This is a genomic window from Streptomyces sp. NBC_00178, assembly GCF_036206005.1.
Lineage (GTDB): Bacteria > Actinomycetota > Actinomycetes > Streptomycetales > Streptomycetaceae > Streptomyces.
In genome coordinates this window covers 2,526,470-2,551,096 of record NZ_CP108143.1, presented here as the reverse complement: position 1 = coordinate 2,551,096, position 24,627 = coordinate 2,526,470, and the positions used below count along the sequence as shown (strand labels likewise).

15 protein-coding genes are annotated in these 24,627 nt (G+C 72.4%); 6 read left to right on the top strand and 9 right to left on the bottom strand.

From position 1 onward, the window contains the following. Positions 1 to 3: 3 nt before the first annotated feature. The 3 genes from OHT61_RS11015 to OHT61_RS11005 all read right to left on the bottom strand — a co-directional run bounded on the left by OHT61_RS11015 (position 4) and on the right by OHT61_RS11005 (position 3,925). The gene (locus OHT61_RS11015; protein ID WP_329037329.1) at positions 4 to 1,338 is read right to left on the bottom strand and encodes an ABC transporter substrate-binding protein; all 1,335 of its coding nucleotides are present in this window, start codon (positions 1,336 to 1,338) and stop codon (positions 4 to 6) included. Between the two features lie 85 nt (positions 1,339 to 1,423). Then, on the bottom strand, positions 1,424 to 2,629 hold the full coding sequence (locus OHT61_RS11010; protein ID WP_329037328.1) for an ROK family transcriptional regulator: 1,206 nt from the start codon (positions 2,627 to 2,629) through the stop codon (positions 1,424 to 1,426). Positions 2,630 to 2,860: 231 nt separating this feature from the next. Further along, positions 2,861 to 3,925 carry a mechanosensitive ion channel family protein gene (locus OHT61_RS11005; protein ID WP_329037326.1) on the bottom strand — a complete coding sequence of 355 codons (1,065 nt, stop codon included), beginning with the start codon at positions 3,923 to 3,925 and terminating at the stop codon, positions 2,861 to 2,863. Positions 3,926 to 4,241: 316 nt separating this feature from the next. Between OHT61_RS11005 and OHT61_RS11000 the strand changes: the two genes are divergently transcribed. Then, a complete protein-coding gene (locus tag OHT61_RS11000) occupies positions 4,242 to 4,778 on the top strand; it encodes an HNH endonuclease (RefSeq protein WP_053928608.1) in 537 nt (178 codons plus the stop codon). Between the two features lie 115 nt (positions 4,779 to 4,893). Here OHT61_RS11000 and OHT61_RS10995 read toward each other — a convergent pair whose 3' ends face one another. Next, positions 4,894 to 7,863: a beta-N-acetylglucosaminidase domain-containing protein gene (locus OHT61_RS10995; protein ID WP_329037320.1), complete on the bottom strand. Its 2,970-nt coding sequence runs from the start codon at positions 7,861 to 7,863 to the stop codon at positions 4,894 to 4,896. Positions 7,864 to 8,165: 302 nt separating this feature from the next. Between OHT61_RS10995 and OHT61_RS10990 the strand changes: the two genes are divergently transcribed. From OHT61_RS10990 to alc, 5 genes are all read left to right on the top strand, one after another. Continuing rightward, positions 8,166 to 8,474 (top strand): hypothetical protein, encoded by a 309-nt coding sequence (locus OHT61_RS10990; protein WP_329037318.1) that lies wholly within the window; start codon positions 8,166 to 8,168, stop codon positions 8,472 to 8,474. Further along, positions 8,475 to 10,670 carry a 4-alpha-glucanotransferase gene (gene malQ / locus OHT61_RS10985; protein WP_329037315.1) on the top strand — a complete coding sequence of 732 codons (2,196 nt, stop codon included), beginning with the start codon at positions 8,475 to 8,477 and terminating at the stop codon, positions 10,668 to 10,670. It begins immediately after the preceding gene. A gap of 20 nt (positions 10,671 to 10,690) precedes the next feature. Beyond that, positions 10,691 to 10,921, top strand: a complete 231-nt coding sequence (locus OHT61_RS10980) for a hypothetical protein (protein WP_443049399.1) — start codon at positions 10,691 to 10,693, stop codon at positions 10,919 to 10,921. Positions 10,922 to 10,999: 78 nt separating this feature from the next. Then, positions 11,000 to 11,920: a LysR family transcriptional regulator gene (locus tag OHT61_RS10975; protein ID WP_329037313.1), complete on the top strand. Its 921-nt coding sequence runs from the start codon at positions 11,000 to 11,002 to the stop codon at positions 11,918 to 11,920. Between the two features lie 129 nt (positions 11,921 to 12,049). Beyond that, positions 12,050 to 13,198, top strand: a complete 1,149-nt coding sequence (gene alc, locus OHT61_RS10970; protein WP_329037311.1) for an allantoicase — start codon at positions 12,050 to 12,052, stop codon at positions 13,196 to 13,198. A 174-nt stretch (positions 13,199 to 13,372) separates the two neighbouring features. Here the strand turns inward: alc and pepN (OHT61_RS10965) are convergent, their stop codons facing one another. The 5 genes from pepN (OHT61_RS10965) to pepN (OHT61_RS10945) all read right to left on the bottom strand — a co-directional run bounded on the left by pepN (OHT61_RS10965) (position 13,373) and on the right by pepN (OHT61_RS10945) (position 24,621). Next, the gene (gene pepN, locus OHT61_RS10965; RefSeq protein WP_329037309.1) at positions 13,373 to 15,949 is read right to left on the bottom strand and encodes an aminopeptidase N; all 2,577 of its coding nucleotides are present in this window, start codon (positions 15,947 to 15,949) and stop codon (positions 13,373 to 13,375) included. A 187-nt stretch (positions 15,950 to 16,136) separates the two neighbouring features. Next, positions 16,137 to 17,165 (bottom strand): aspartate-semialdehyde dehydrogenase, encoded by a 1,029-nt coding sequence (locus OHT61_RS10960; protein WP_329037307.1) that lies wholly within the window; start codon positions 17,163 to 17,165, stop codon positions 16,137 to 16,139. A gap of 186 nt (positions 17,166 to 17,351) precedes the next feature. After that, the gene (locus tag OHT61_RS10955; RefSeq protein WP_329037305.1) at positions 17,352 to 20,660 is read right to left on the bottom strand and encodes a S8 family serine peptidase; all 3,309 of its coding nucleotides are present in this window, start codon (positions 20,658 to 20,660) and stop codon (positions 17,352 to 17,354) included. A 190-nt stretch (positions 20,661 to 20,850) separates the two neighbouring features. Then, on the bottom strand, positions 20,851 to 21,858 hold the full coding sequence (locus OHT61_RS10950) for a hypothetical protein (RefSeq protein ID WP_329037303.1): 1,008 nt from the start codon (positions 21,856 to 21,858) through the stop codon (positions 20,851 to 20,853). Between the two features lie 171 nt (positions 21,859 to 22,029). Further along, positions 22,030 to 24,621, bottom strand: coding sequence for an aminopeptidase N (gene pepN / locus OHT61_RS10945; protein WP_329037301.1), 2,592 nt, complete (start codon positions 24,619 to 24,621; stop codon positions 22,030 to 22,032). Between the last annotated feature and the right edge of the window lie 6 nt (positions 24,622 to 24,627).

Genomic DNA, 24,627 nt, shown 5'->3' with positions numbered 1-24,627 from the left:
GGACTACTCCGCCTTGGCGATGTCGGTGTCGATCTGCTCGGCGGTCTTCGCCAGACCGGCCTTCAGGTCCTTCACCGCGCCCTTCTCGTACTGGAAGCCGAAGTCCTGGATGGTCTGCTGGTACGTCGAGCCGTTGACCGCGCCGTCCGGGGTGCTGGACTTCGGGTGCTGCGCGATGTCGAGGAACGTCTTGAAGCGCGGGTCGAACTTCAGGCCGGGCGACTTCAGCGCCTCGAAGGTGGACGGCACATTGCGGATGCCGTTCGCGAAGTCGACCACCGCCTGCGTGTCGCTGGTCATGAACTTCATGAGCTCCCAGGCCGCGTTCTGCTTCTTGCTGGCCGGGGCTATGCCCATGATCGTGCCGGACAGGAAGCCCTTGCCGTAGCTGTCGGCCTCGTCGTCGGCGACCGGCATGGGGGCCACGCCGATCTCGAACGGCACCTTGGCGTCCGACGCCATGCCGAGGCGCCATTCGCCGTCCAGCTGCATCGCGACCTGGCCGGTGTGGAAGGGGTGCTTCGCCCCCCACTCGTCACCGAACGTGCCCCGGTACTTCTCCAGCTTCGCGTATCCGCCGAGGTCCTCGACCAGCTTCTTCTGGTACGTGAACATCTCGGCGAACGCCGGGTCCTGGGCGATGTTCGACTTGCCGGCGGCGTCGAAGTACGCGTGGTCCCACGAGGACAGGTAGTGGTCGGCGACCGTCTCGTAGCCGTGGAAGGTCGGCATGAAGCCCAGCTGCTCGTAGCTGTCGCCCTTGCTCACCGTCAGTTTCTTCGCGACCGAGGCCAGCTCGGACATCGTCTTCGGCGGCGCGGTGATGCCGGCCTTCTCGAAGGCGTCCTTGTTGTAGTAGAGCCCGTACGCGTCGGCGAGCAGCGGCAGCGCGCAGCGCTTGCCCTCGAACTGCGTGTAGTCCAGCAGGACCTTGGGGAAGGTCTTCTCCAGGTCCAGCTTCGACTTCTCGATGAACGGGCCGAGGTCGGCGAAGGCCCCGGACGAGCAGAACTTGCCCACGTTCGAGGTGGTGAAGGAGGACACCACGTCCGGACCGTTCGAACCCCCCGCGCGCAGCGCCTGGTTGAGCTTGTCGTCGTTGATGTTGCCGACGACCTTGACGGTGATGTTGGGGTGGGTCTTCTCGAACCGGTCGACGTTGTCCTGGACGGCCTTCACCTCGGAGGGCGCGCTCCAGCCGTGCCAGAAGTTGATCGTGGTCTTCGCGTTCGGATCGTCGTTCGCCCCGGAATCGGTCTGGCCCGTACAGGCGGTGGCGAGTACCGAGATCGCGGCGACGGCGACGGCCGTGGTGGTCATCGTGCGGCTTCTGCGCATGACAAAGCTCCCAGGGGCAGGGGAAGAAGGAGAAGGAGGAGAGGGACAGAGGGTGGAGCGGGAGGTGCGGGGGAGTGCCGGGGGGTCAGCGGGAGGTGTCGAACACTTCGTCGCGGGTGTCCGCCAGGGCGCGTTCCAGGGCGCCCCGCAGGACCGGGTGCCGGTCGATCAGCCCGAGGGCCAGCCGGGGCCGCGACGCGGCCAGTTCGGCGAGCTCGGACTGGACCAGGGACAGCAGCCGCTCACCGCCGGCCGAGACCAGTCCGCCCGAGAGGACGATCAGCCCCGGGTCGAGCACGGCCGTGACGGACGCGAGCCCGGTGGCGAGGCGCTGCGCGTACTGCCGCAGGAGCTCGGTGAGGGAGGGGTCCCGCTCGTACTCCGCGGCGGCGCGGGCGAGGAGGCCCGCGGCGACCTCGGTGTACGGCTGGTGCGGGGTCTCGATGCCGAGGGCGGTGGCGAGCCTCGGTACGGCCTGGGCGCCCGCCAGTTCCTGGAAACCACCGGCGTTCGCCTTCACCACCTGGCGCACCAGCGGGGTGCCGGGCACGGGCAGGAAGCCGACCTCGCCCGCACCGCCGGTGAAGCCGCGGTGCAGCCGGCCGTTGATCACGAGGGCGGCTCCGAGGCCCTCCTCGTTCCACAGGAGGACGAAGTCCTCGTGACCACGGGCCGCGCCGAGCCGCTGTTCGGCGACCGCGACCAGGTTCACGTCGTTCTCGTACTCCACGGGCATCGGCAGGATGGCGGCCAGCTCGTCCAGCAGCGTGGGGGAGTGCCAGCCGGGCAGGTGCGAGGCGTAGCGCAGCCGGCCCGTGCCGGGATCGAACGCCCCGGGGGTGCCGATGACGACCCGGTGGATGTCGGCCCGGGTGATGCCGGCGTCCTTGACCGCGCCGTCCAGGGCGTCCGTCACCTGCCGTACCACGCCTCCGGCGCGCCGTTTGGAGGTGGGCAGTTCGTACGTGCCGACGGTCGCGCCGGTCACGTCCGCGACGGCCGCGACGATCCGCTGGGCGGTCACGTCGAGCCCCGCCACATGGGCGGCCCCCGCGTGGACCGCGTACAACTGGGCGCTGGGGCCGGGCCGCCCCTCGCTCGTGCCGGTGGCGACGACGAGTCCCGCCGCCTCCAGCCGGGCCAGGAGCTGCGACGCGGTGGGCTTGGACAGGCCCGTCAGCTTCCCGATCCTCGTGCGGGTGAGCGGGCCGTGCTCCAGCAGCAGGTCGAGGGCCGCCCGGTCGTTCATGGCGCGCAGCACGCGGGGGGTACCCGGGGTGGTTCCGGCCATGAGTGACACCTGCCCTCTGTTAGGAAAGTTTCCTGTTCATTGAGGAACGTAGGCGGACGTCATCCGGCCGTCAATGGAAAACGCCCCCGAGGCAACCGAAGCGTTACCTGCGGGGGCGGATCGGGCGGAACGGCCTCCGCCGGGCGAGGGCTCAGGGGAGCGGGCGGAAGGGGGTGCCCCGCGCAAGGCGCGAGGACACCCCCGTCAGCTCCGTCGTGATGTCCGGACGCGTCACTTCGTGAGGTTCGGCGGCGGTATCGGCGTCGCGGCCAGTGACTGCGGCGAGGTCGTCGACGCGTACGCGGAGGGAGCCGCCATGCCCGCCGTCGGATCGGCGGTGGACTCGCCGTCCGCCGCGAGCGGCAGGGCGCCGACCATCCGGATGCCGGCCGAGTCGAGCGCCTGCTTGATGCGCCAGCGCAACTCTCGCTCCACGCCCAGCGACTTGCCCGGCATGGTCTTCGCCGTGACCCGCACCGTCATCGAGTCGAGCAGCACCGCGTCCAGGCCGAGTACCTCCACCGGACCCCACAGCCGCTCCGACCAGGGCTCCTCCTTGGTCATGGCCTCGGCCGCGCCGCTGATCGCGCTGCGGACGGCGTCCAGGTCCTCGGAGGGGCGGACCGTGACGTCGACGCCGGCCGTGGACCAGCCCTGGCTGAGGTTGCCGATCCGCTTCACCTCACCGTTGCGGACGTACCAGATCTCTCCGTTGTCGCCGCGCAGCTTGGTGACCCGCAGGCCGACCTCGATGACCTCGCCGGAGGCCACGCCCGCGTCGATCTGGTCGCCGACGCCGTACTGGTCCTCCAGGATCATGAAGACGCCGGAGAGGAAGTCGGTGACGAGGTTGCGGGCGCCGAAGCCCAGCGCCACACCCGCCACACCCGCGGAGGCCAGCAGCGGAGCCAGGTCGATCTTGAAGGCGCCGAGGATCATCAGCGAGGCGGTGCCCAGGATCAGGAACGACGTGACCGAGCGCAGGACGGAGCCGATCGCCTCCGAGCGCTGGCGGCGACGCTCCGCGTTGACCAGCAGACCGCCGAGAGCGGTGCCTTCCACCGCCTGGGCACTGCGGTTCATCCGGTCGATGAGGTTGGTGAGGGCCCGCCGGATCAGATAGCGCAGCACGAGCGCGATGGCGGCGATCAGGATGATGCGCAGACCGGTGTTCAGCCAGGTGGACCAGTTCTCCTCGACCCAGCCCGCGGCGTTCCCGGCCCGCTCGGCTGCTTCGTCCAGCGAGCCGGGGGTCCCGGGTGACGGGGCGACGGCCAGGAGGGCGGACAAGGGCACGACAAGGACCTCCAGGTGGGGCGACGGCAGACCGTCAACACTAACGAAGCCGGAGGAGTGGTTCGTTGCTCCGGCGGGGGGAGAGACGGGGCTCACGCGGGGATACACGGTGTGTGGCCCATCTCATGCGGGGTCCGCAGCCCGGTACGGGCGCCGGTTCCGGGACGTCCGGGGCCCGCGCACGGCCGGGTGGTGAGGAAAATCCCTCCGGCCCGTTACCCGCACGTGGTGGCGCTCGGACCAGGCATGAGGAGAGACTGAGATCGGATCGTCCCGGCGCGAGCCACGCGTCGCCGGCGTACAAGGAGGCATCCACGTGCCGCACGTCCTGGTTCTCAACGCTTCGTACGAGCCGCTCGGCGTCGTACCTCTGCGCCGCGCACTCGTCCTCGTCCTCGAGAACAAGGCCATCTGCCTCGAGGAGTCCGGCGCCTTCATGCACAGTGCCACCCGGGCCGTGCCGGCACCGAGCGTCGTCCGCCTGAAGCGGTTCGTGCGGGTCCCCTACCGGGGCCCCGTCCCCCTCACACGCCGGGCCCTCTTCGCGAGGGACGGGGGCCGCTGCATGTACTGCGGGGCCGCCGCCACCAGCGTCGACCACGTCATTCCGCGCAGCCGCGGCGGACAGCACGCCTGGGAGAACGTGGTGGCCGCCTGCCGCCGCTGCAACCACGTCAAGGCCGACCGCCACCTGCCGGAACTGGGATGGCGGCTGCGCCACCAGCCCGCCCCGCCCAGCGGGCTCGCCTGGCGGATCATCGGGACCGGGCACCGCGATCCGCGCTGGCTGCCCTATCTCCAGCCGTTCGGCGCGGAGGACGTGATGGCCCGCATCGACGGCGTCTCCGCCTGAGAAGCACGACCGGCCGGGCCCTCGCCGCCCCGCCTTACCGTCGTCCGGCCGCCCTCGGGGCCGTCCCGTACGCCCTCAGGGACGGTCCGTCCGCCTCGGACCGTCCCGTATGCCCTTACGGACGTCCGGCGACCGCGTAGGCCTCCACCGACCACAGCGAGTAGCCGAACCGGGTCCCGCGCCCGTCGCCCCGGACCCGGATGAAGCGCGTGTCCCGCGCGTCCATGCGGACCGACTCGCGCCCGCCGGCCCCGTCCCGCACGGTGGCCGCCGTACGCCAGGTGCGGCCGTCGGCCGAGACCTGGACGCGGTAGCGGGAGGCGTAGGCGTCCTGCCAGCGCAGCACGACCTGTCCCAGCCGTACCGGCCGGGGCAGCTCGGCCTGCCACCACGCGCCGTCCTCCACCGGCGAGGACCAGCGGGTCCCGGGGTCGCCGTCCGAGGCCGCCGAGGCCGGGAAGTCCGGGGTCTCGTCCCCCGACGAGGATGCCCTCGCCGTCCGCGCGAGGTCCGGTCCAGCCGTGCGGGGGAAGGCCCGGACGGTCAGCGTGCGCCTGTCGCCGCCGAAGCTCAGCGGCACCTCGTACTCGCCGGCCGGGGTGCCCGCGGGCACCGTGATGTCCACCGGGACGTGGGTGCGGGCGCCACGCGGCACCGTCGTCCGCTTCGGCACCTCGACCTCGATGCCCTCGGGCGCCTTCGCCGTCAGCCTGCCCTTCACCTCGGCGGGGCGGCCGGCGGCCAGCCGCGCCTCGACCCGGTGCGTGCCACCGCCGATGACGGCGTCCGTCCTGCTCCGGACGAGCGCCAGCCGCGCCGCCGGCTCGTCGCCGAACCACGGGACCACCGCACGCACGTCCGGCGCGCGCCCGGCCGGCGGCGCTCCGGTGACACCCGGGGCCGACGGGTCCACGAGCGACGGCCGGGCCGAGGGCAGGAGCACCCGCAGCGCGTCCGCACGCAGGCCCCTGCCCTCCGTCTGCGTCCAGCCGGTCCCGGAGAGGCGGCCGATCCCGCGCCAGCCCCGGCCCGGCACATGGGCCTGGAGGACCCCGTCCGCCGCGGCGCCACCCGGCCGGGTCATCGTGGTGACGGCCTCCAGCGGGCGGGCCCGGCCGAGCCGGACCGTGTAACCGTCCGCGGTCCGGGTCACGCTGCCCGCGTCGCGGTCCGTGCCGTTCCAGGCCCCGGCATCCGAGACGACCCGGTCCAGGAACGGGTCCAGGACGCCCTGGCCCACCGTGGCCCGGCTCGCGCCGATCTCCTCGCGCAACGGCTCCAGCGCCAGCAGGGCCCGGTAGGCACCGGACCCGTCGCCGCGCTCCTGCGCGCGCAGCAGGTCCACGGCCAGTTCACCCGCCCGGCCGTACCGGGCCAGCTGTCCGGTCCACGGCCGCACCTCGTCCCCGAGGCGCCCGTCCGCCGTGCCCGCCAGGCGCGTCGGGGCCTGCCGCATCACGCCGAACGCGGCCCTGAGCTCACGCGCCGCCCTGTCGCGGGCCGGGCCCCCGGCCGCGCGGGACTCCTCGAACGCGGTGAGCAGCGGCCGCAGGTACGCGGACTCGTCGCCGCCCAGCACCGACGCGGCGCTGTTGCCCGCCAGCGCGCCCAGGGCCGCCCGGGCGGAGGCGTCCCCGTCCGCGAGGTCGTCCAGGGCGGCCCGCCATGACTCCTGCGGCCGGTAGTGCTTCGGATTCCAGGCGAAGTCCGCCGCCGTGAACAGCGGGATGCGGGACACCGACGGCTGCTTCATGGCGTTGGCCAGCAGCGCCGCGGAGCCGCTCGCCACCGCCGGGTCCCTGCCGGTGTAGGGGCCGAGGAAGATCCGGTCCTGCGCGTAGTCGTTGACCGGGTAGTTGTCCATGGTGACCAGGGGGCGCCGGAACGCGGCCCGCGCACCCGCGAGCTCGCGCCCGGTGATCGTCCTCGGCACGACGCCGACGCCGGTCCAGGCGACCTGCACCCGGCGGTCCAGTCCGGCGGCCAGCGCGGTGCGGTAGTCGGTGGCGCCGTCCTGGTAGAACTCCGTGGGCATCAGCACGAGCGGTTCCGCGTCCGGGTGCCGGTCCGCGAGGTGCCGGGCGACGGCGCTCGCGACCCGGGCCTGCGCCGCGGCGGCGGCCCGCGGCCCGCTGCCGAACGTCTCCGCGTCCTCGTCGCAGTGCCATTCGCTGTAGCTCACGTCCTGGAACTGGAGCTGGAAGGCCCGCACCCCGAGGTCCCACATCGCGTCGAGCTTCCGTGTCAGCGCCCTGACGTCACCTTCGGACGCCAGGCACATGGCCTGCCCGGGGGAGACGGCCCAGCCGAGTGTCACGTGCTCGGCCCGGGCCCTGCGGGCCAGGGCGCGGAAGTCCGCACGCCGGTCCGCGGGGTACGGCTCGCGCCAGCGGGCCTGACGGTAGGGGTCGTCACCGGCCGCGTAGAGGTAGCGGTTCTGCTTCGTACGGCCCATGAAGGCGAGCTGGGAGAGTCGTTCCTCCTGGGTCCACGGCTGCCCGTAGAAGCCCTCGGCCGTCCCGCGCACGGCGGTGCCGGGCCAGTCGCGGACCACTGCTCCCGCGACTGCGCCGTCCGTGACGAGCCGGCGCAGGGTCTGGACGGCGTGGAACAGGCCGTCCTCGCCGACCCCGTCCATCACGACGGTGGGGCGGCCCCCGGTCCTCCCCGTGGCGAGGCGGTAGCCGCCGGACGGCAGATCGGTCCGCTCGGGGACGCGCAGGTCCCTCAGCGCGCGGCCCGCGTCCGGACCGCCGAGCCGGATCACCGGGCCGCGGCCCGGCAGAACCTCGTGCACCGTGCGCACACCGGCGTCGGTGAGCAGGTCCCGGAGCGCGTCCACGGCGTACGGGTCGGCCTCGCCGCCGGCCAGGAGCGTGACCTCGGTGCCCAGCGGCACGGGGCGGCCCGTGGCCTCGATGGACTGCGGACGCGGCCAGACCTCCGGAAGGGGCACGGCGGTGCGGGGGGCCGCCGTCGCCGCGGGGGCGGCCGTGACCGCCGCCGCGGGTGCCGTAGGGGCCAGCAGTCCGCCGATCACCGCGACGGCGACGGCCGTCGCGTGCCTCATGCGTCCGATCCGCACGGTGTCCCCTTCGTCCTGACTCCGCCCCGCCAGTGACGTCCGAGCCCACCATCCGGGCGTGAGGGTGTCAACGCGCATGGCCGTTGTGCCGGATATGCCGGAGGTGGCGTGTGATCCGGGCGGGGCGGACGCGGGGGTGCTGCCGAGTGGCCGAAAACCGCCCAGACCTGGCATGTGGGGAACCGAATGTGACCCACGGCACGTTCAGCTCGTTGGTATAACGCGTATGTCACGTTCACGTCTGCGGCCGCGCCGGCTGGGTAGGTCTGCCCTGTCCTGTCGTCCACGGCCAGGAGGCCGACGTGCCCGCTTCCGCACAGCTTCTGCTCTCCGCCCTCTCCAAACAGGTACCGAGCCTCATGGATTGCGATCCGCCGGCAGCCGAGAACTCCCCTACTCCCGTCCCTCCGATGATCAGCGAGCTGCCGCTCGCCTACGTCTCCGACCTGACCGCCGAAGCCGCCTTCGCCGACGCGCCGCTCACCAGCGAGCCTCCGCTCGCCGACGCCACACCTCTCACGAGCGAGCCACCGCTCGCCGCCGTCGCCCCTCTGACCAGCGAGCCGACAGCACCCGGCACCGCAGGGGGCATGGAGTCCCCAGGAGTCTGAATGGGCTTGTCCCGGCTCGCCGAACTGCACGGCGTCGCCACCTCCTTCTCCCCGTCCGCGGATGTCACGGTGTCCGTCCCCGACGACACGGTCACGGCCGTGCTCGCCGCGCTGGGCGTCGAAGCCGCCACGCCCGCCGAGGTGGGGAGATCGCTCGCCGCGGCCGAGTCCGCAGCGGCCTCCCGCCTGCTCCCGCGGACGGTGGTGGTCTGGTCGGGAGAGCCGCTTCCGGCCCCGCTGACCGCGCTGCCGCCCGGAACGGCCGTGACGATCGCCCCCGAGCCGGACGCCGCCGGACCGTCCTCGCCCCTGACGATGCGGGTGACACCGGCCCCGGCCCGGGGTGCGGCTGCCGTGCCCGCCTGGTGGGCCGGACCGCCGCCGGGCGTCCACCGGCTGACCGTCCGCACCCCCGACCGCCACCGGGCCACCGCCACGCTCGTCGTCGCCCCGGACCGCGTGCCGCAGCCCCCCGGACGGACGCACGGCTTCCTGGTCCAGCTGTACTCGCTGCTCTCCGCCCGCTCCTGGGGCATGGGCGACCTCGGTGACCTGGCCGACCTCGCCGGCTGGTCGGGCCGCACCCTGGGCAGCGGATTCGTGCAGGTCAACCCCCTGCACGCGGCGGTACCCGGCAAGCCGACCGACCCCTCCCCCTACCGGCCCTCCTCGCGGCGCTTCCCCGACCCGGTCCACCTCCACATCGAGTCGGTCCCGGAGTACGGCCACGTCCCCGAGCCCGGCACGGTCGCGCTCGACGACCTGCGCCAGGAAGCCGCCGCGCTGCGCGAAGCCGTACTGAACAAGGGCGCGCTGATCGACCGTGACGCCGTCTGGGAACTCAAGAAGCAGGCGCTGGAGCTGATCCACGAGGTCCCCCTGACGCCCGGCCGCCGCGCCGCCTACTGCGACTTCCTCGCCGAGCAGGGGCGCGCCCTGGAGGACCACGCCCTGTGGTGCGCACTGGCCGAGGTGCACGGCTCCCGGTGGCGCGAGTGGCCCGAGGGGCTGAGGGACCCGCGCTCCCCGGAGAGCGCCCGTGCCCGGTCCGCCCTCATGGACCGGGTCGACTTCCACTGCCGGCTCGCCTGGCTCACCGACACCCAGCTCGCCACCGCCCAGAGTGCCGCACGGGAGTCCGGCATGGCGGTCGGGATCGTCCACGACCTCGCCGTGGGCGTGCACCCCGACGGTGCCGACGCCTGGTCCCAGCAGGACGCCTTCGCGCACGGCATGTCCGTCGGCGCGCCCCCCGACGCCTTCAACGCCCACGGCCAGGACTGGGGCCTGCCCCCCTGGCGCCCGGACGCCCTCGCGGCCTCCGGGTACGCCCCGTACCGCAACCTGCTGCGCGGACTGCTCGCGCACGCCGGGGCCCTGCGCATCGACCACGTCATGGGCCTCTTCCGGCTCTGGTGGGTACCCGAAGGCCGTCCGCCCACCGAGGGCACCTACGTGGGCTACGACGCGGAGGCCATGCTCGCCGTCCTCGTGCTGGAGGCGCACCGGGCCGGTGCCGTCGTCATAGGGGAGGACCTCGGCACCGTCGAGCCGGGGGTGCGCGAGGCGCTCGCCCGGCGCGGGGTGCTCGGCACGTCCGTGCTCTGGTTCGAGCGCGACTGGGACGGCACCGGGCGCCCGCTCGCCCCCGAGAAGTGGCGCGAGGACTGCGTCGCCACGGCGACCACCCACGATCTGCCGTCCACGGCCGCGCGGCTGACGGGCGACCATGTGACGCTCCGCCACCGCCTCGGTCTGCTCACCCGGGACCTGGACCGGGAACTGGCCGAGGACGCCGCCGACACCGCGGAGTGGCTCGCCTACCTGGCCCGGCTCCGGCTGCTGCCCGAGGGCGCGGGGGACGAGGAGGGTGCCGTGCGCGCCGTGCACCGCTTCCTGATGCGCACCCCGGCCCGGATGGCGGGAGTGTGGCTCCCCGACACCGTGGGCGACCGGCGTCCGCAGAACCTCCCCGGCACCTGGGACCAGTACCCCAACTGGCGCCTGCCCATCGCCGACGGGGAGGGCCATCCGGTCACGCTGGAGGAGATCACCGCGTCACCGCGGCTGCACCGGCTGATGGCCGTCCTCGCGCCGCCCCGGGGCGGCGCGGGCGACCCGAACGGCCGGGGTGCGCCGAAGCGTCGGGGCGCGGAGGGGGCCCGTACGGCACCCCCGGACGCGCGCCCGTCGTAGGCGTTCGCTACGTTTGCACCGTGGACAAGAAGAACGCTATGCGCGCCGGCGCCGTCGCGGCCGGTACGACGCTGATGATGCTGCTCATGTCGTCCCCCGCGCTCGCGCTCACCCGCGACGACGGTGACGACCCGGGTCCGGGGCTGAGCGTGCTGGAGACCCTGGGTCTCTACGTCGCGCTGCCGATCCTCCTGTTCCTGGTGATCGTGGGCCTCGTCATGGTCCTCGACAAGTCCAAGAAGCAGGCCTAGACAGCTCTTCCGAGTGCGCCGCCGGTAGGTCGTACCGCGCGGCGCACCGGCATGTCCGCTCCCGGGTAGGTTGCGCCCATGACCGAGTGGGACGTCAAGAAGCTCCGCATCCTGCGCACGCTGCGCGACCGGGGCACGGTCACCGCGACGGCCGAGGCCCTCCGCATGACCCCCTCGGCGGTGTCGCAGCAGCTGACCAACCTCGCCAGGCAGCTGGGGGTGCCGCTGCTCGAAGCGCAGGGGCGACGGGTCCGGCTGACCGACGCCGCCCACCTGGTGCTGGGCCACGCCGAGGCCGTCTTCGCCCGGCTGGAGCAGGCGGACGCCGAACTGACCGGCTATCTGCGGGGCGAGGCCGGACAGGTGCGGGTGGGCGCGTTCTCGACGGCCGTACCCGCCCTCGTCGTACCGGCCGTCCGGCTCCTGCGTGCCGGCGACCGCCCCGGGCCCGAGGTGCGCGTCCGGGAGGCGGAGGCGGCCCAGGCCTACGAGCTGCTCTCGGCCGGGGACGTGGATCTCGCCCTGTCCCTGGCGGCGCACGCCCCGACGGCCCGGGACCCCCGCTTCACCCTCGTCCCGCTGCTCGCCGACCCGCTCGACGTGGCGCTGCCCGCGGACCACCGCCTCGCCCGCACCCCCGGCCTGAGGCTGGCCGATCTCGCCTCGGAGCCCTGGATCTTCGGCGGCTCCGGTCCGTGGTCGGAGATCACGAGGGCCGCGTGCGAGGCGGCGGGCTTCGTTCCGGAACAGGCCCACAGCGCCTCGGGCTGGACCGCGATCCTGGCCATGGTGGAGGCGGGCATGGGGGTGGCGCTGGTGCCCCGGATGGCGTCGGCCGCCGACCGCTGGGGCGACACGGTGGCCATGCGGGTCCTGGAGGCGGACCGGCCGCACCGGCACGTGGTGGCCGCGGTGAGGCAGGGCGCCGAGCGGGGCCCCGCGGTGGCGCGCGTGCTGGCCGCCCTGAGCCGGGTGGCGGAGGAGCCCGCGGCGGCGTGACCGGATGGCCGCGCGAGGGGCCGGAAGGACGCGCGAGGGGCCGGAGGGACCAACCGTTAAGCACAACTGAAGAGACCGTACGAAAACTTTCGATGGACCTGACGGTTCCGTGTGCCTGACCCTCGGTTCATGACCACCGACGCGAGCGAGACCGCATTCAACGACACCGACCCCCACGCGAACGACGCGGCCCCCTACGGCGGGGGCGACCCGTACGCCGACTACCGCCACGCCGCCGGACTCCCCTTCACCGACCTCGTCGACCTCGCCGACCGCCGGCTCGGTGCGGGAGTCGTCGCCGCCAACGACGAGTTCTTCGCCGAGCGAGAGAACCTGCTGATCCGTGAACCCGCCGTCTTCGACCCCGAGCGCTTCGGCCACAAGGGCAAGATCATGGACGGCTGGGAGACCCGCCGCCGCCGTGGCGCCGACGCGGACCACCCCTTCCCCGCTCCCGGCGACCACGACTGGGCGATCGTCCGCCTCGGCGTTCCCGGCGTCATCAGGGGCCTCGTCGTCGACACCGCGCACTTCCGCGGCAACTACCCCCAGCGCGTCTCCGTCCAGGCCACGGCCGTCGAGGGCGCCCCGAGCCCCGAGCGGCTCCTCGCCGACGACGTGAAATGGGAGGAGATCGTCCCGCCGACCCCCGTGCGCGGCCACGCGGCCAATCCCTTCGAGATCACCTCCGACCGGCGCTACACCCACATCCGGCTCTGCCAGCACCCCGACGGCGGCATCGCCCGGCTCCGCGTGCACGGCGAGGTCGTCCCCGACCCGGCCTGGATCGCCGCACTCGGCACGATCGACCTGCTCTCCATCCTGAACGGCGGGATGTACGAGGACGCCTCGGACCGCTTCTACTCCTCGCCGGCCCAGATCATCCTGCCCGGCACGTCCCGCAAGATGGACGACGGCTGGGAGAACCGCCGCCGCCGGGTACGCGACACGAACGACTGGGTCCGCTTCCGCCTGCCCGCCCAGGGCGCGGTGCGCGCCGTCGAGATCGACACGGCGTACCTCAAGGGCAACTCGGCCGGCTGGATCAGCCTCCAGGGCCGCGACGGGGACGACGGCGAGTGGTTCGAGATCATCCCCCGCACCAGGCTCCAGCCCGACACGGCGCACCGCTTCGTCCTGGACGCCGAGGCCGTGGTCACCCACGTACGCCTCGACGCCTTCCCCGACGGCGGAGTGGCCCGGATGCGCCTTCACGGCTCACCGACCGAGGCGGGCACGGCCGAACTGGTCCGCCGCTACGAGGAGTCGGTGGCCTGAGGGCCCTCCTCCCCGGACACCCGCCCGGCCGGCGGCCGCGCCCAGGCGCCCGCCCGCCGGGCGGTCACAGGCACACGTCCCGGTGACGCCGCCGCCCGCCGATGCCACCGGCCCCGCCCACGCGAAAGGGGCGCCTCCCACCGGAGGCGCCCCTTCCCGTTCCCGCCGGGTCCGCTAGGCGGTCGCCGCGGCGGCGTCCGCCGCCTGGGCCCTGAGCGCGCGCTCCACGCCCGACCTGGACTCCGACATCAGCCTGCGCAGCGCGGCGCTCGGCTGCGCCGACTCCAGCCAGGCGTCCGTGGCGTCCAGGGTCTCCTGGGAGACCTGGAGGGCGGGGTACAGACCCACCGCGATCTGCTGCGCCATCTCGTGGCTCCGGGTGTCCCAGACCGCCTTCACCGCGGAGAAGAACCTCTCCGTGTAGGGAGCCAGCAGGTCACGCTGGTCGGTCTGCACGAAGCCGTCGATGACGGCCTCCTGGAGGGAGTTCGGCAGCTTGTCCGACTCGACGACGGAGGCCCACGCCTCGGCCTTCGCCTCCTCGGTGGGCTGCGCGGCGCGCGCGGAAGCCGCGTGGCGCTCACCCGCGGCCGTCCTGTCGCGCTCGTACTCCGCCGTGATCTCCTCCTCGTCCAGGAGGCCGGTCGCCGCCAGGCGCTGCACGAACGCCCAGCGCAGCTCGGTGTCGACGGTCAGTCCCTCGATCACCTGCGAGCCGTCCAGCAGCGACTGGAGCACGTCCAGGTGCAGCGGGCTGCGGGCCGTCGCCGCGAAGGCGCGGGCCCAGGCCAGCTGGTGGTCCCCACCCGGCTCCGCCGCGCGCAGGTGCGCGAGCGTCGCCTCGGTCCACTGGTTCAGACCCGCCTCGCGCCACTCGGGCGCCGCGTACAGGTCGAGCGCCATCTTCACCTGGCGGTGCAGCGACTGCACGACGCCGATGTCGGACTCCTTGGAGATCCCCGACAGGACCAGCGCCAGGTAGTCGCGCGTCGCCAGCTCGCCGTCGCGCGTCATGTCCCAGGCCGAGGCCCAGCTCAGGGCCCGGGGGAGGGACTCGGTGAAGTCGCCCAGGTGCGCGGTGACGACCCGCAGGGACTCCTCGTCGAGACGGACCTTGGCGTACGACAGGTCGTCGTCGTTGAGCAGGACGACCGCCGGACGGGCCGTACCGGAGGGGAACGGCACGGTCGTGCGCTCGCCGTCGACGTCCAGCTCGATGCGGTCCGTGCGGACCAGCTTCCCGGCCTCGTCGAGGTCGTAGCAGCCGATCGCGATCCGGTGCGGGCGGAGCGTCGGCTCGCCCTTGGCGCCGGCGGGCAGGGCCGGGGCCTCCTGGAGGACGGTGAAGGAGGTGACGTGACCGTGCTCGTCGGTCTCGATCTCCGGGCGCAGGATGTTGATCCCGGCCGTCTCCAGCCACGCCTTCGACCAGGTCTTCAGGTCACGGCCGGAGGTCTCCTCCAGTGCGCCCAGCAGGTCCGACAGGCGCGTGTTGCCGAAGGCGTGCGCCTTGAAGTAGGCCTGCACGCCCTTGAAGAACTCGTCCCGGCCGACGTACGCCACGAGCTGCTTGAGGACGGAGGCGCCCTTCGCGTACGTGATCCCGTCGAAGTTCACCAGGACGTCGTCGAGGTCCTGGATGTCCGCCATGATCGGGTGCGTCGAGGGCAGCTGGTCCTGGCGGTAGGCCCACGTCTTCATCGAGTTGGCGAAGGTGGTCCAGGAGTGCGGCCACTTCGATCCCTCCGCGTCCGCCAGGCAGGCGATGGAGGTGTACGTCGCGAACGACTCGTTGAGCCAGAGGTCGTTCCACCACTCCATGGTGACGAGGTCGCCGAACCACATGTGGGCCAGCTCGTGGAGGATGGTCTCGGCCCGCGTCTCGTAGGCGGCGTCCGTCACCTTCGAGCGGAAGACGTACTGGTCGCGGATCGTGACCGCGCCCGCGTTCTCCATCGCGCCCGCGTTGAACTCCGGGACGAAGAGCTGGTCGTACTTCGCGAACGGGTACGCGTAGTCGAACTTCTCCTGGAACCACTCGAAGCCCAGCCGCGTCACCTCGAAGATCTCGTCCGCGTCGAGGTACTCGGCGAGCGAGGGCCGGCAGTAGATGCCTAGCGGGACGGTCTGGCCGTCCTTCTCGTAGCTGCTGTGCACCGCGTGGTACGGGCCCGCGATCAGCGCCGTGATGTAGGTGGAGATGCGAGGCGTCGGCTCGAACGACCAGACGTCGTCCTTGGGCTCCGGCGTCGGCGAGTTGGAGATCACGGTCCAGCCCGCAGGGGCCTTCACGGTGAACCGGAAGGTCGCCTTCAGGTCGGGCTGCTCGAAGCTGGCGAACACCCGGCGGGCGTCGGGGACCTCGAACTGGGTGTAGAGGTAGGCCTGCTCGTCGACCGGGTCGACGAACCGGTGCAGGCCCTCACCGGTGTTGGTGTACGAGCAGTCGGCGACGACCTTCAGCTCGTTCGCACCGGACAGCAGGTGCGGCAGCGCGATCCGGGAGTCGCGGAAGACCGCCGCGACGTCCAGCGCCTTCCCGTTCAGCACGACGTCGTGCACGGCCGGGGCGACCAGGTCGATGAATGTCTCCGCACCGGCCTCGGCGGAGTCGAAGCGCACGGTGGTGACGGACCTGTAGGTGCCGCCCTCCTGCGCTCCGGAGAGGTCGAGGTCGACCTCGTACGCGTCCACGGTCAGCAGGCGCGCCCGCTCCTGTGCCTCTTCGCGGGTCAGATTCGTGCCAGGCACGCGGTCATCTCCTTGATATCCGACGTTTTCGGCCATCCTTCCACGTGGGACGCGCCCCGCGCGATGTCCGTTTCCCGCAGCGGTGCCAAGGGGCCGGGGGAGCGGGCGGCCCAGGCGTCCCGCGGCGCACGCGCAAGGGCGGCCACCGGAAACCGGTGGCCGCCCTTCCGCGCGAGTGGGGTGGGTGTCAGCCCTTGAGCTCGGCCGCCACCAGCTCCGCGATCTGCACCGCGTTCAGCGCGGCGCCCTTGCGCAGGTTGTCGTTGGAGACGAACAGCGCGAGGCCGTGCTCGACCGTCTCGTCGACGCGGATGCGGCCGACGTACGAGGCGTCCCTGCCGGCCGCCTGGAGCGGGGTCGGGATCTCGGAGAGCTCGACGCCCTCCGCGTCCTTCAGCAGCTCGTAGGCGCGCTCGACGCTGATCGGCCGGCCGAAGCGGGCGTTGATCTGGAGGGAGTGACCGGAGAAGACCGGGACCCGGACGCAGGTGCCGGACACCTTGAGCTCTGGGATCTCCAGGATCTTGCGGGACTCGTTGCGGAGCTTCTGCTCCTCGTCCGTCTCGAAGGAGCCGTCGTCGACGATGGCTCCGGCGAGAGGCAGCACGTTGAAGGCGATCGGGCGCTTGTAGACGGCCGGCTCGGGGAAGTCCACGGCCTCGCCGTCGTGCGTCAGCTTGTCCGCGTCGGCGACGACCTTGGACGCCTGGCCGTGCAGCTCTGCCACACCGGCGAGCCCGGAGCCGGACACCGCCTGGTAGGTGGCCACCGTCAGCGCGTCGAGCCGCGCCTCGTCGTGCAGGGGGCGCAGCACGGGCATGGCGGCCATCGTGGTGCAGTTCGGGTTGGCGATGATGCCCTTGGGGCGGTTGCGGATCGCGTGTGCGTTGACCTCGGAGACCACCAGCGGGACCTCGGGGTCCTTGCGCCAGGCGGAGGAGTTGTCGATCACCACGGCGCCCTGCGAGGCGACCTTCTCGGCCAGCGCCTTCGACGTGGCGCCACCGGCGGAGAAGAGCACGATGTCGAGGCCCGTGTAGTCCGCGGTGGAGGCGTCCTCCACCGTGATGTCCTCGCCCTCGTACGCGATGGCGGAGCCGGCGGAGCGCGCGGAGGCGAAGAGCCGCAGTTCGGCGACGGGGAACTTCCGCTCGGCCAGAATCCTGAGCATGACTGTGCCGACCTGACCGGTGGCGCCGACGATTCCGACCTTCACTGGGACTCCTTCACGGACGTGCGAACGGACACGGTTGCCGGTCCATGATGCTTGTGTCCATGGCCTCCTTGTCCAATCCATTGTCCGTCCGGCGGACGGGGCGCGCACACGGCTGTGGGGCGGGAGCCCTTGAGAGCGCCCGCCCCACAGCCGTCACATGTCGTACGGATCACACCGCCATGACGGTTACGGCGTGACCTTCTCGATCACGACGCTGCCGGTGCCCGCGGCGGTGCCGCGGGTGTTCACCAGCTGGACCTCGCCGAAGAACTGCCGGCCCTCGGGAGCCGCTCCGGCGACGACGACCTCGGCGCCGACCTTGGCGGACGCGCCGGCGGCCAGGTTCACGGCCTTCGACTCGTCGACCTTGATCGCGCCGAGCGACGGGGCGTAGTACACGTCCCGGTAGTCGTATTCGGTGGTCCCGGCCGGGACCGAGTAGCCGTCGATCACGACGGTGTAGGTGCCGGCCGCCGGCTTCACCAGGCTGACCGACTCCTCGGAGCCCGCCGTGGTCGACGCGCCGACCTGCGTGCCGTCCTTGAGGACGTACAGGTCGATGTCGGCGTTGGCGTCCGAGGTGCCGCCGATGGCGACGTCCAGCTTCTCGACGCCCTCACCGATGGTCACCTCCTTGACGTACTCGCCGCCCGTGGCGATCGACGGACGCTCGACGTCCGCCGAACCGAGCGAGCCGCCCTTCAGGGAGCCCTTCAGCGCGCCGGCGTTGTTCGTGACGGTCCAGTCCACGGCGGCCGGGGTGCCGATCTTCGCCTCGGCGATGGTCCGCACCGCCGGGTCGAAGGTGACGCCCAGCAGCGAGATGTCCAGCTTGTACGGGTTGTCCAGCAGCGGTGACGTGCGGCGGGACTCGACCTCGATCTCCCAGACGCCGGGCTGCGGGTCCTTGTAGGAGCGCGCGTCCGGACGGCAGGTGTTCGTCGGGCTCTCGTAGTTCGGGTAGCAGAAGATCGTGGAGCTGTCCTCCACGCCGACCCCGTAGGGGTGGAGGGAGATGAACCGCGTCTGGCTGCCCGAGCGCAGGGCGCTCAGCGCGACCTCGAGGGTCTTCGCGCCCTCGGGCACGTTCACGAAGTACGACGTGGTGCCGTTGCGCTGCACCGAGCCGGTCGTCGAGAAGGCGTACCCCGGCTTCACGAGCTCCTTGGCCACGACCACGGTGGAAAGGATCTGCTGGTCGATGCCCGAGGTCCGGCTGTCGTCCACCTGCAGGATCGCGCTGTGGACGCCGTCCGTGCGCGGCTTCGCCTGGACCTTGACCGTCACCGGGGTGCCGAGCGGCAGCGAGACGGTGCTCGAACCGGTCAGGGAGAAGGTGCCGTCGTTGTTCTTCCACGACAGCTTGTGCTTCACGGCCTTGTCCGGGCCCGTGGTGCGGGTGACGGTGACGTCGTACGACTTCTTCTGGCCGGCCTTCAGGCCGCCCTCACGGTCGTACAGGCCGGTGCCGAAGCCCGGGTCCTTCAGCGCGAAGTCGATCGCGGTGTCGACCGGGGCCTTGACCGAGTACTCGTGCGCCGGGGCGCCCTGCTTCTCGATCTGCTTCCACGCGCCGACGATGTCGATCAGACCGGCGCCCTGGGCGTGCGCGGGCACACCGGCGATGTGGGTGGCGGTGCTGGTCAGCGCCGTACGCAGGTCGGCCGGCGGCAGCTCGATGTGCTTCTGCTTCGCGGCGGACAGCAGCAGCGCCGTGGCGCCCGCGGCCTGCGGCGAGGACATCGAGGTCCCCTGCAGCATGGAGTAGCCGGCGGGAAGCGTGTAGCCCGACTCCTTGACCGGACCGCCGGGGAACCAGGTCTGCGTGGTGTTGATCGACGCGCCCGGCGCCGTCAGGGTCGGCGTGAAGCCGCCGTCCTCGCGCGGGCCGCGCGAGGAGAAGGGGAGCATGTCGTACTTCTTGGTGACGTTTGAGCCGTAGTTGGCGGCCCAGGTCTCCTTGGAGATCGACGCGCCCACCGAGATGACGTGGTCGGCGAGACCGGGGTCACCGATGGTGTTGACGCCCGGGCCCTCGTTGCCGGCCGAGATGACCAGCTGGACGCCGTAGATGTCGATGAGGCGCTTGTAGAGCTCGGCGCGCGCGTTGTTGCCGTCGTTGAGCGGCGGCAGGCCGCCGATCGACATGTTGACGACGTCGACGCCGCGGTTGACGACGAGGTCGATCATGCCCTCGGTCAGCGCGATGTTGGTGCAGCCGCCGGACCAGGTGCAGGCACGGGAGGAGACGACCTTGGCGCCGGGCGCCGCGCCGTTCATCTTCCCGCCGAACAGGCCGTTGGCCGCGGTGATGCCCGCGACGTGGGTGCCGTGCTCGCTCTCGATGACGCCGATGCTGACGAAGTCGGCCTTGGCGCCGGCCGCGTTGTACACGACGTTCTTGCGGGTCTCCACGACGAACGGGATGCGCTCGGCGATCTGCGTCGCCGGGTTGTCCGTGCCGAAGTAGGCGACCTGGTGCTTGTCCTTGTACGGCTTCAGCGCGGCGTCGTCGCGGAAGTCCGCGTTGTCGTTCAGGTCGACGCGGACGGTGCCGGCGACCGGGTCGTAGAGCACGGCCCACACGTCGGTGGTGTCGCCGTCCCGGTTCAGGTCCCCGGCCATGTCGCCACCCTTGGTGGCGGCCTCGGAGAAGAGCCGGATCCGGTAGGACCCCTCGGGCGCCGAGTAGGTGCGGCCGCCGCTGGTGAACGTCGGGCCGGTCACGGCCTGGTCCATCCGCAGCCAGGTGCCGTCGCCGTCGCTGACGGGGTCGGTCGCCGTCACCCAGTCGACGATCTTGCGCTCGCCGGTGGTGGTCTTCTGGAGCGCGGGGTGGCCGAGGTCGACACCGGAGTCCAGGACACCGATGGTGATCCCGCGGCCGTCGGCCTTCGGGTGCTGCTTCACGAAGTCGACGGCGCCCGTCTCGAAGGACGGGTTGTACGGGTTCTTCGCGGGGGTGTGCTTGCCGGGCGCCGGGTAACTGCCCGTCGCCTTCTGCTGCTTGACCCCGGCGGCCCGGTCGCCCGCGGGCGTCGGGTCGTCCAGCTCGATCTCCTGCTTGAGGTCGATCCCCTGGACGGACGAGAGCTTCTGCGCCGCCTTGATGGTGGCCTCGGCGGTCGCGGTCGGGACAGTCGCCCGGACGTAACCGAGCTTGTCGTAGGTCTGCCCCACGACGGACCCCTTGACGGCGTCCAGCTGGTCGCGCACCTGCTCGGTCGCACCGGGCGTGGTGGCGACCATCATGGTGACGTTCTTCTCGCCCTCGGCCTCGGCCTTCGCCAGCACATCGGCGTCGGCCTCGCCCAGCTTGTCGCCCTTCACGCTCGCGGCGGCGGGTTTCACCGGGGCGGGCGCGGGGTCGTCGGCGGCGAAGACCGGGGCGGCGCCGGAGGCGGCCAGTGCGGCCGCCAGGCCGGCCGCGGCCGCGATGCGGGCCGCGCGTCTCGCCCCGGGTATGGAGCTGGGGGATTCCTTGGTCATGAGCATCCCTGTTTTGTGAAAGAAAGAGAGAGTCCGGAATTCGGTACCCGATGACCGCTCAGCCTTTCGTAAATGACAGGGGTTTGTGGAGAGTTGACGGGGACCAAACCGGGACATGGCGTAGATCCGCCACTGGTCCGGTTGCGCCAGCCGAGGACCGGCCGCCGCGCGCCCGCCGGGGATCGCGGGACGGCCCTCAGCGCGGCAGAACCACCACGTACGCGGCCGGCTCGCGGTCCTCGGCCGCCATCATCGCCGTGCGCGGCACCACCGCCTGCTGCGCCATGACCTCGCGCAGCTGCGCGGGTGTCACCCGCACCACCGTGACTCCGAGGCGCTCCAGGTGTTCCCGGTCGGCGGCGAAGACGACCCCGTCCTCCCGGGGCGAGCGGGTGCCCAGTTCGAGGGCGACGGCCTGCTCCGGCCAGTACGCGTCCACCCCGCCCAGGACGCGGCCGCCGGGCAGCGACAGCTCCACGTTCCACAGGGGTTCCGGCAGCCCGTGGGTGCGCACCATCTCGTACAGCCGGCCCTCCGCGACCGAGCGGCCCTCGACGAGCAGCGCGTCCACGGCGTCCACCACGTGCGGGCGGCCCAGCAGCTTGGCCGCGTTCAGTTCCCGCACGACCGCCGCGGGTTCGCAGTGTCCGCCGCGTACCGCCTCGGTCAGGATCCTGCGCACCGTCGACGCGTCCGTGAGCGCCGAGACCGTGTCGGCGAGGGCGCGCTCGACGGGCGCCAGCGGTACCCCGGACCGCCGCTGGGGCCTCGGCAGGACGGCCGCCCTGGTCACCTGGACGAACCGGGTGGACCGCAGCCGCCTGGTGCGCGGCACCAGGACGTCGATGCGGTGCAGCGCGATCGTCGGGGGCGCGGACGCGAAGCCGTACAGCGCCAGGGCCGCCAGGCCGGTGACCATCGCCTCGCCGTAACCGGGTCCGGCCTGCGCCGGGACGCCCCGGCGGGCGGCGGCCGGGGGCCTGCCGCCGTACAGCAGCGCGCCGTGCACCCGGTCCTCGTCCGTCGCCCGGCCGGAGTGCAGGAGGAAGACGCCGGGGAGCAGTTGCTGCCAGGGGCCGCCGGGCAGGCACTGGGCGGCGGTCTGCGCCGCGGTCACGCCCCGGGCGCGCAGCTGGGCGGCGGACTGCACGCGGTGGCGCACCGCGGCGACGGTGTGGGGGGAGGGCGGGGTGTTCTGGGTCATGCCGGGGAGGTTCCCGCAGGTCCGCGCCGCGGTAGCCGGTGTTACACGTCCGTCGACATTCCAGGACAACGCCGTTCAAAAGCACAGCAGTTCGAGTGCCGAAAAGAGTGGTCGCGACGGGGAATGTGCGGCGCGCGCCCCGCACGCGTGTGCGGGGCGCGCACCGGGTTCTCACTCCGCCGCGTCGCGCTCCTGGCCCCGCAGCGTCCGCGCCAGGTCGTCCCGCGCCTCCAGGACCAGCCGCCGCAGCGCGGGTGCCGCGTCCGGGTGCGAGGTCAGCCACGCGTCCGTCGCGGTGAGGGTCGCGGGGTCGTCCTGCAGCCCCGGGAACAGGCCCTTGACCACGTCGATGCCGATCTGGATGGAGCGCTCGGCCCACACCCGCTCGATCGCCTCGAAGTACGAGGCCGTGTACGGCGCCAGCAGCTCACGCTGCGAGGCCTGCTCGAAACCGGCGATCGTCGCCCCGACCAGGGCGTTGGACAGCTTGTCGGACTCGACGACCGCCGCCCACGCCTGAGCCTTGACCGCGGCCGAGGGGCGCGACGCGAGGCACCGCACGTGGTGCCGCTTGCCCGACGCGGTGTCGTCGCGGGCGAGTTCGGCGTCCACGGCCGCCTCGTCCGCCGCGCCGTGCGAGACCAGCGGGGACAGGAAGGCCCAGCGCAGCTCCTGGTCGACGTCCAGGCCCTCGATCACGGCCGTGCCGTCGAGCAGCCCGGCCAGCAGCTGCAGGTCCGCGTCCGATGAGGCCACCGCGGCGAGGAACCGGGCCCACGTCAGCTGGTGCTGGCTCCCCGGCTCCGCGCGCCGCAGCTCGCGCAGCGCGCCCTCGGCCAGGGCCCGGCCGCCCTCCTCGCGCCAGCCCGGCGCGGCGTAGTGGTCCACGGCGGACCGGGCCCAGGTGTGCAGCATCTGCAGGACGCCGATGTCCGTCTCGCGGCCGGCGGAGGTCAGCACCAGGGAGACGAAGTCCCGGGCCGGCAGCACCGCGTCACGCGTCAGGTTCCACAGCGCCGACGAGCACAGCGCGCGGGCCAGCGGGTCGGTGATGTCACCGAGGTGATCGCGGAGGGTGTCCAGCGACCGCTCGTCGAAGCGGATCTTGCAGAACGTGAGGTCGTCGTCGTTGACCAGCACCAGGTCGGGCCGCTCGGCCCCGGCCAGCTCCGCGACCACGGTGCGTGCGCCCGCGACGTCGGTCTCGGCGCGGGCGTACCGCTCCACCGTGCCCTCGGGGGTGAGCCGGTACAGGCCCACCGCGACCCGGTGCGGCCGCAGCTCGGGATGCGAGGCGGCGGCCTCCTGCGTCACGGCGAGCTCCGCGACGCGGCCCTCGTCGTCGTAGGTCACGACCGGGGTCAGCGTGTTGACGCCGGCGGTCTGCAGCCACGCGCGCGACCAGGCCGTCATGTCGCGCCCGGACGTCTCGGCCAGCACCGACAGCAGGTCGCCCAGCTCGGTGTTCCCGTAGGCGTGCCGCTTGAAGTACCGGCGCGCGCCCTCCAGGAACGCGTCGCGTCCCACATAGGCCACGAGCTGCTTCAGCACGGAGGCGCCCTTGGCGTACGTGATCCCGTCGAAGTTCAGCTTGGCGTCCTCCAGGTCACGGATGTCGGCCGTGACCGGATGCGTGGACGGCAGCTGGTCGGCGCGGTACGCCCAGGCCTTGCGGTTGTTCGCGAAGGTGATCCAGCCGTTGGTGAAGCGGGTCGCCTCCACCATCGAGAACGTCCCCATGAAGTCGGCGAAGGACTCCTTCAGCCACAGGTCGTCCCACCACCGCATCGTGACCAGGTCGCCGAACCACATGTGCGCCATCTCGTGCAGGATGACGTTCGCGCGGCGCTCGTAGGACGCCGAGGTGACCTTGCCGCGGTAGACGTACTCCTCGCGGAAGGTGACCAGGCCCGGGTTCTCCATCGCGCCGAGGTTGTACTCCGGCACGAACGCCTGGTCGTACTTCCCGAAGGGGTACGGGTAGTCGAAGTGGTCGTGGAAGAAGTCCAGGCCCTGCTTCGTGACGAGGAAGATGTCGTCCGCGTCGAAGTGGCGCGCGAGCCCCTTGCGGCACATGGCGCCCAGGGGGATCTCCAGCTTCTCGCCGTCGTCGGACGTACGGGTGTAGCTGTCGGTCACGTAGTGGTACGGCCCCGCCACGACCGCGGTGATGTACGTCGAGATCGGCAGGGTCTCCGCGAACCGGTGGACCTCGCCGTCCTGCGACTCCTCCGCGCCGTTGCTCCACACCCGCCAGCCCTCGGGCGCCGTCACCTCGAAGCGGTAGGGCGCCTTGAGGTCGGGCTGCTCGAAGTTGGCGAAGACGCGCCGGGCGTCGGCAGGCTCGTACTGCGTGTAGAGGTAGACCTCGCCGTCCTCCGGGTCGACGAAGCGGTGCATGCCCTCGCCGGTCCTGCTGTACGCGCACTGCGCGTCGACGACCAGGACGTTGTCGCCCTCGGAGAGGTCGTCCAGCGCGATCCGGGTGCCGTCGAAGACCGCCGCCGGGTCCAGGTCCTTCCCGTTCAGCGACACGGCGCTCACGGCCGGGGCCACCAGGTCGGCGAAGGTCGAGGCCCCGGGGCGGGCGGCGCGGAAGCGGATCGTCGTCCGCGAGCGGAAGGTGCGCGGACCGGCCTCCCCGTCGGCCCCGCCGGGCTCGCCGACGGCGGAACGCAGGTCCAGGGCGACCTCGTATCCGTCGACGGTCAGCAGCTCGGCCCTCGCGCGGGCCTCGTCGCGGGACAGGTTTTCACCGGGCACGGAACA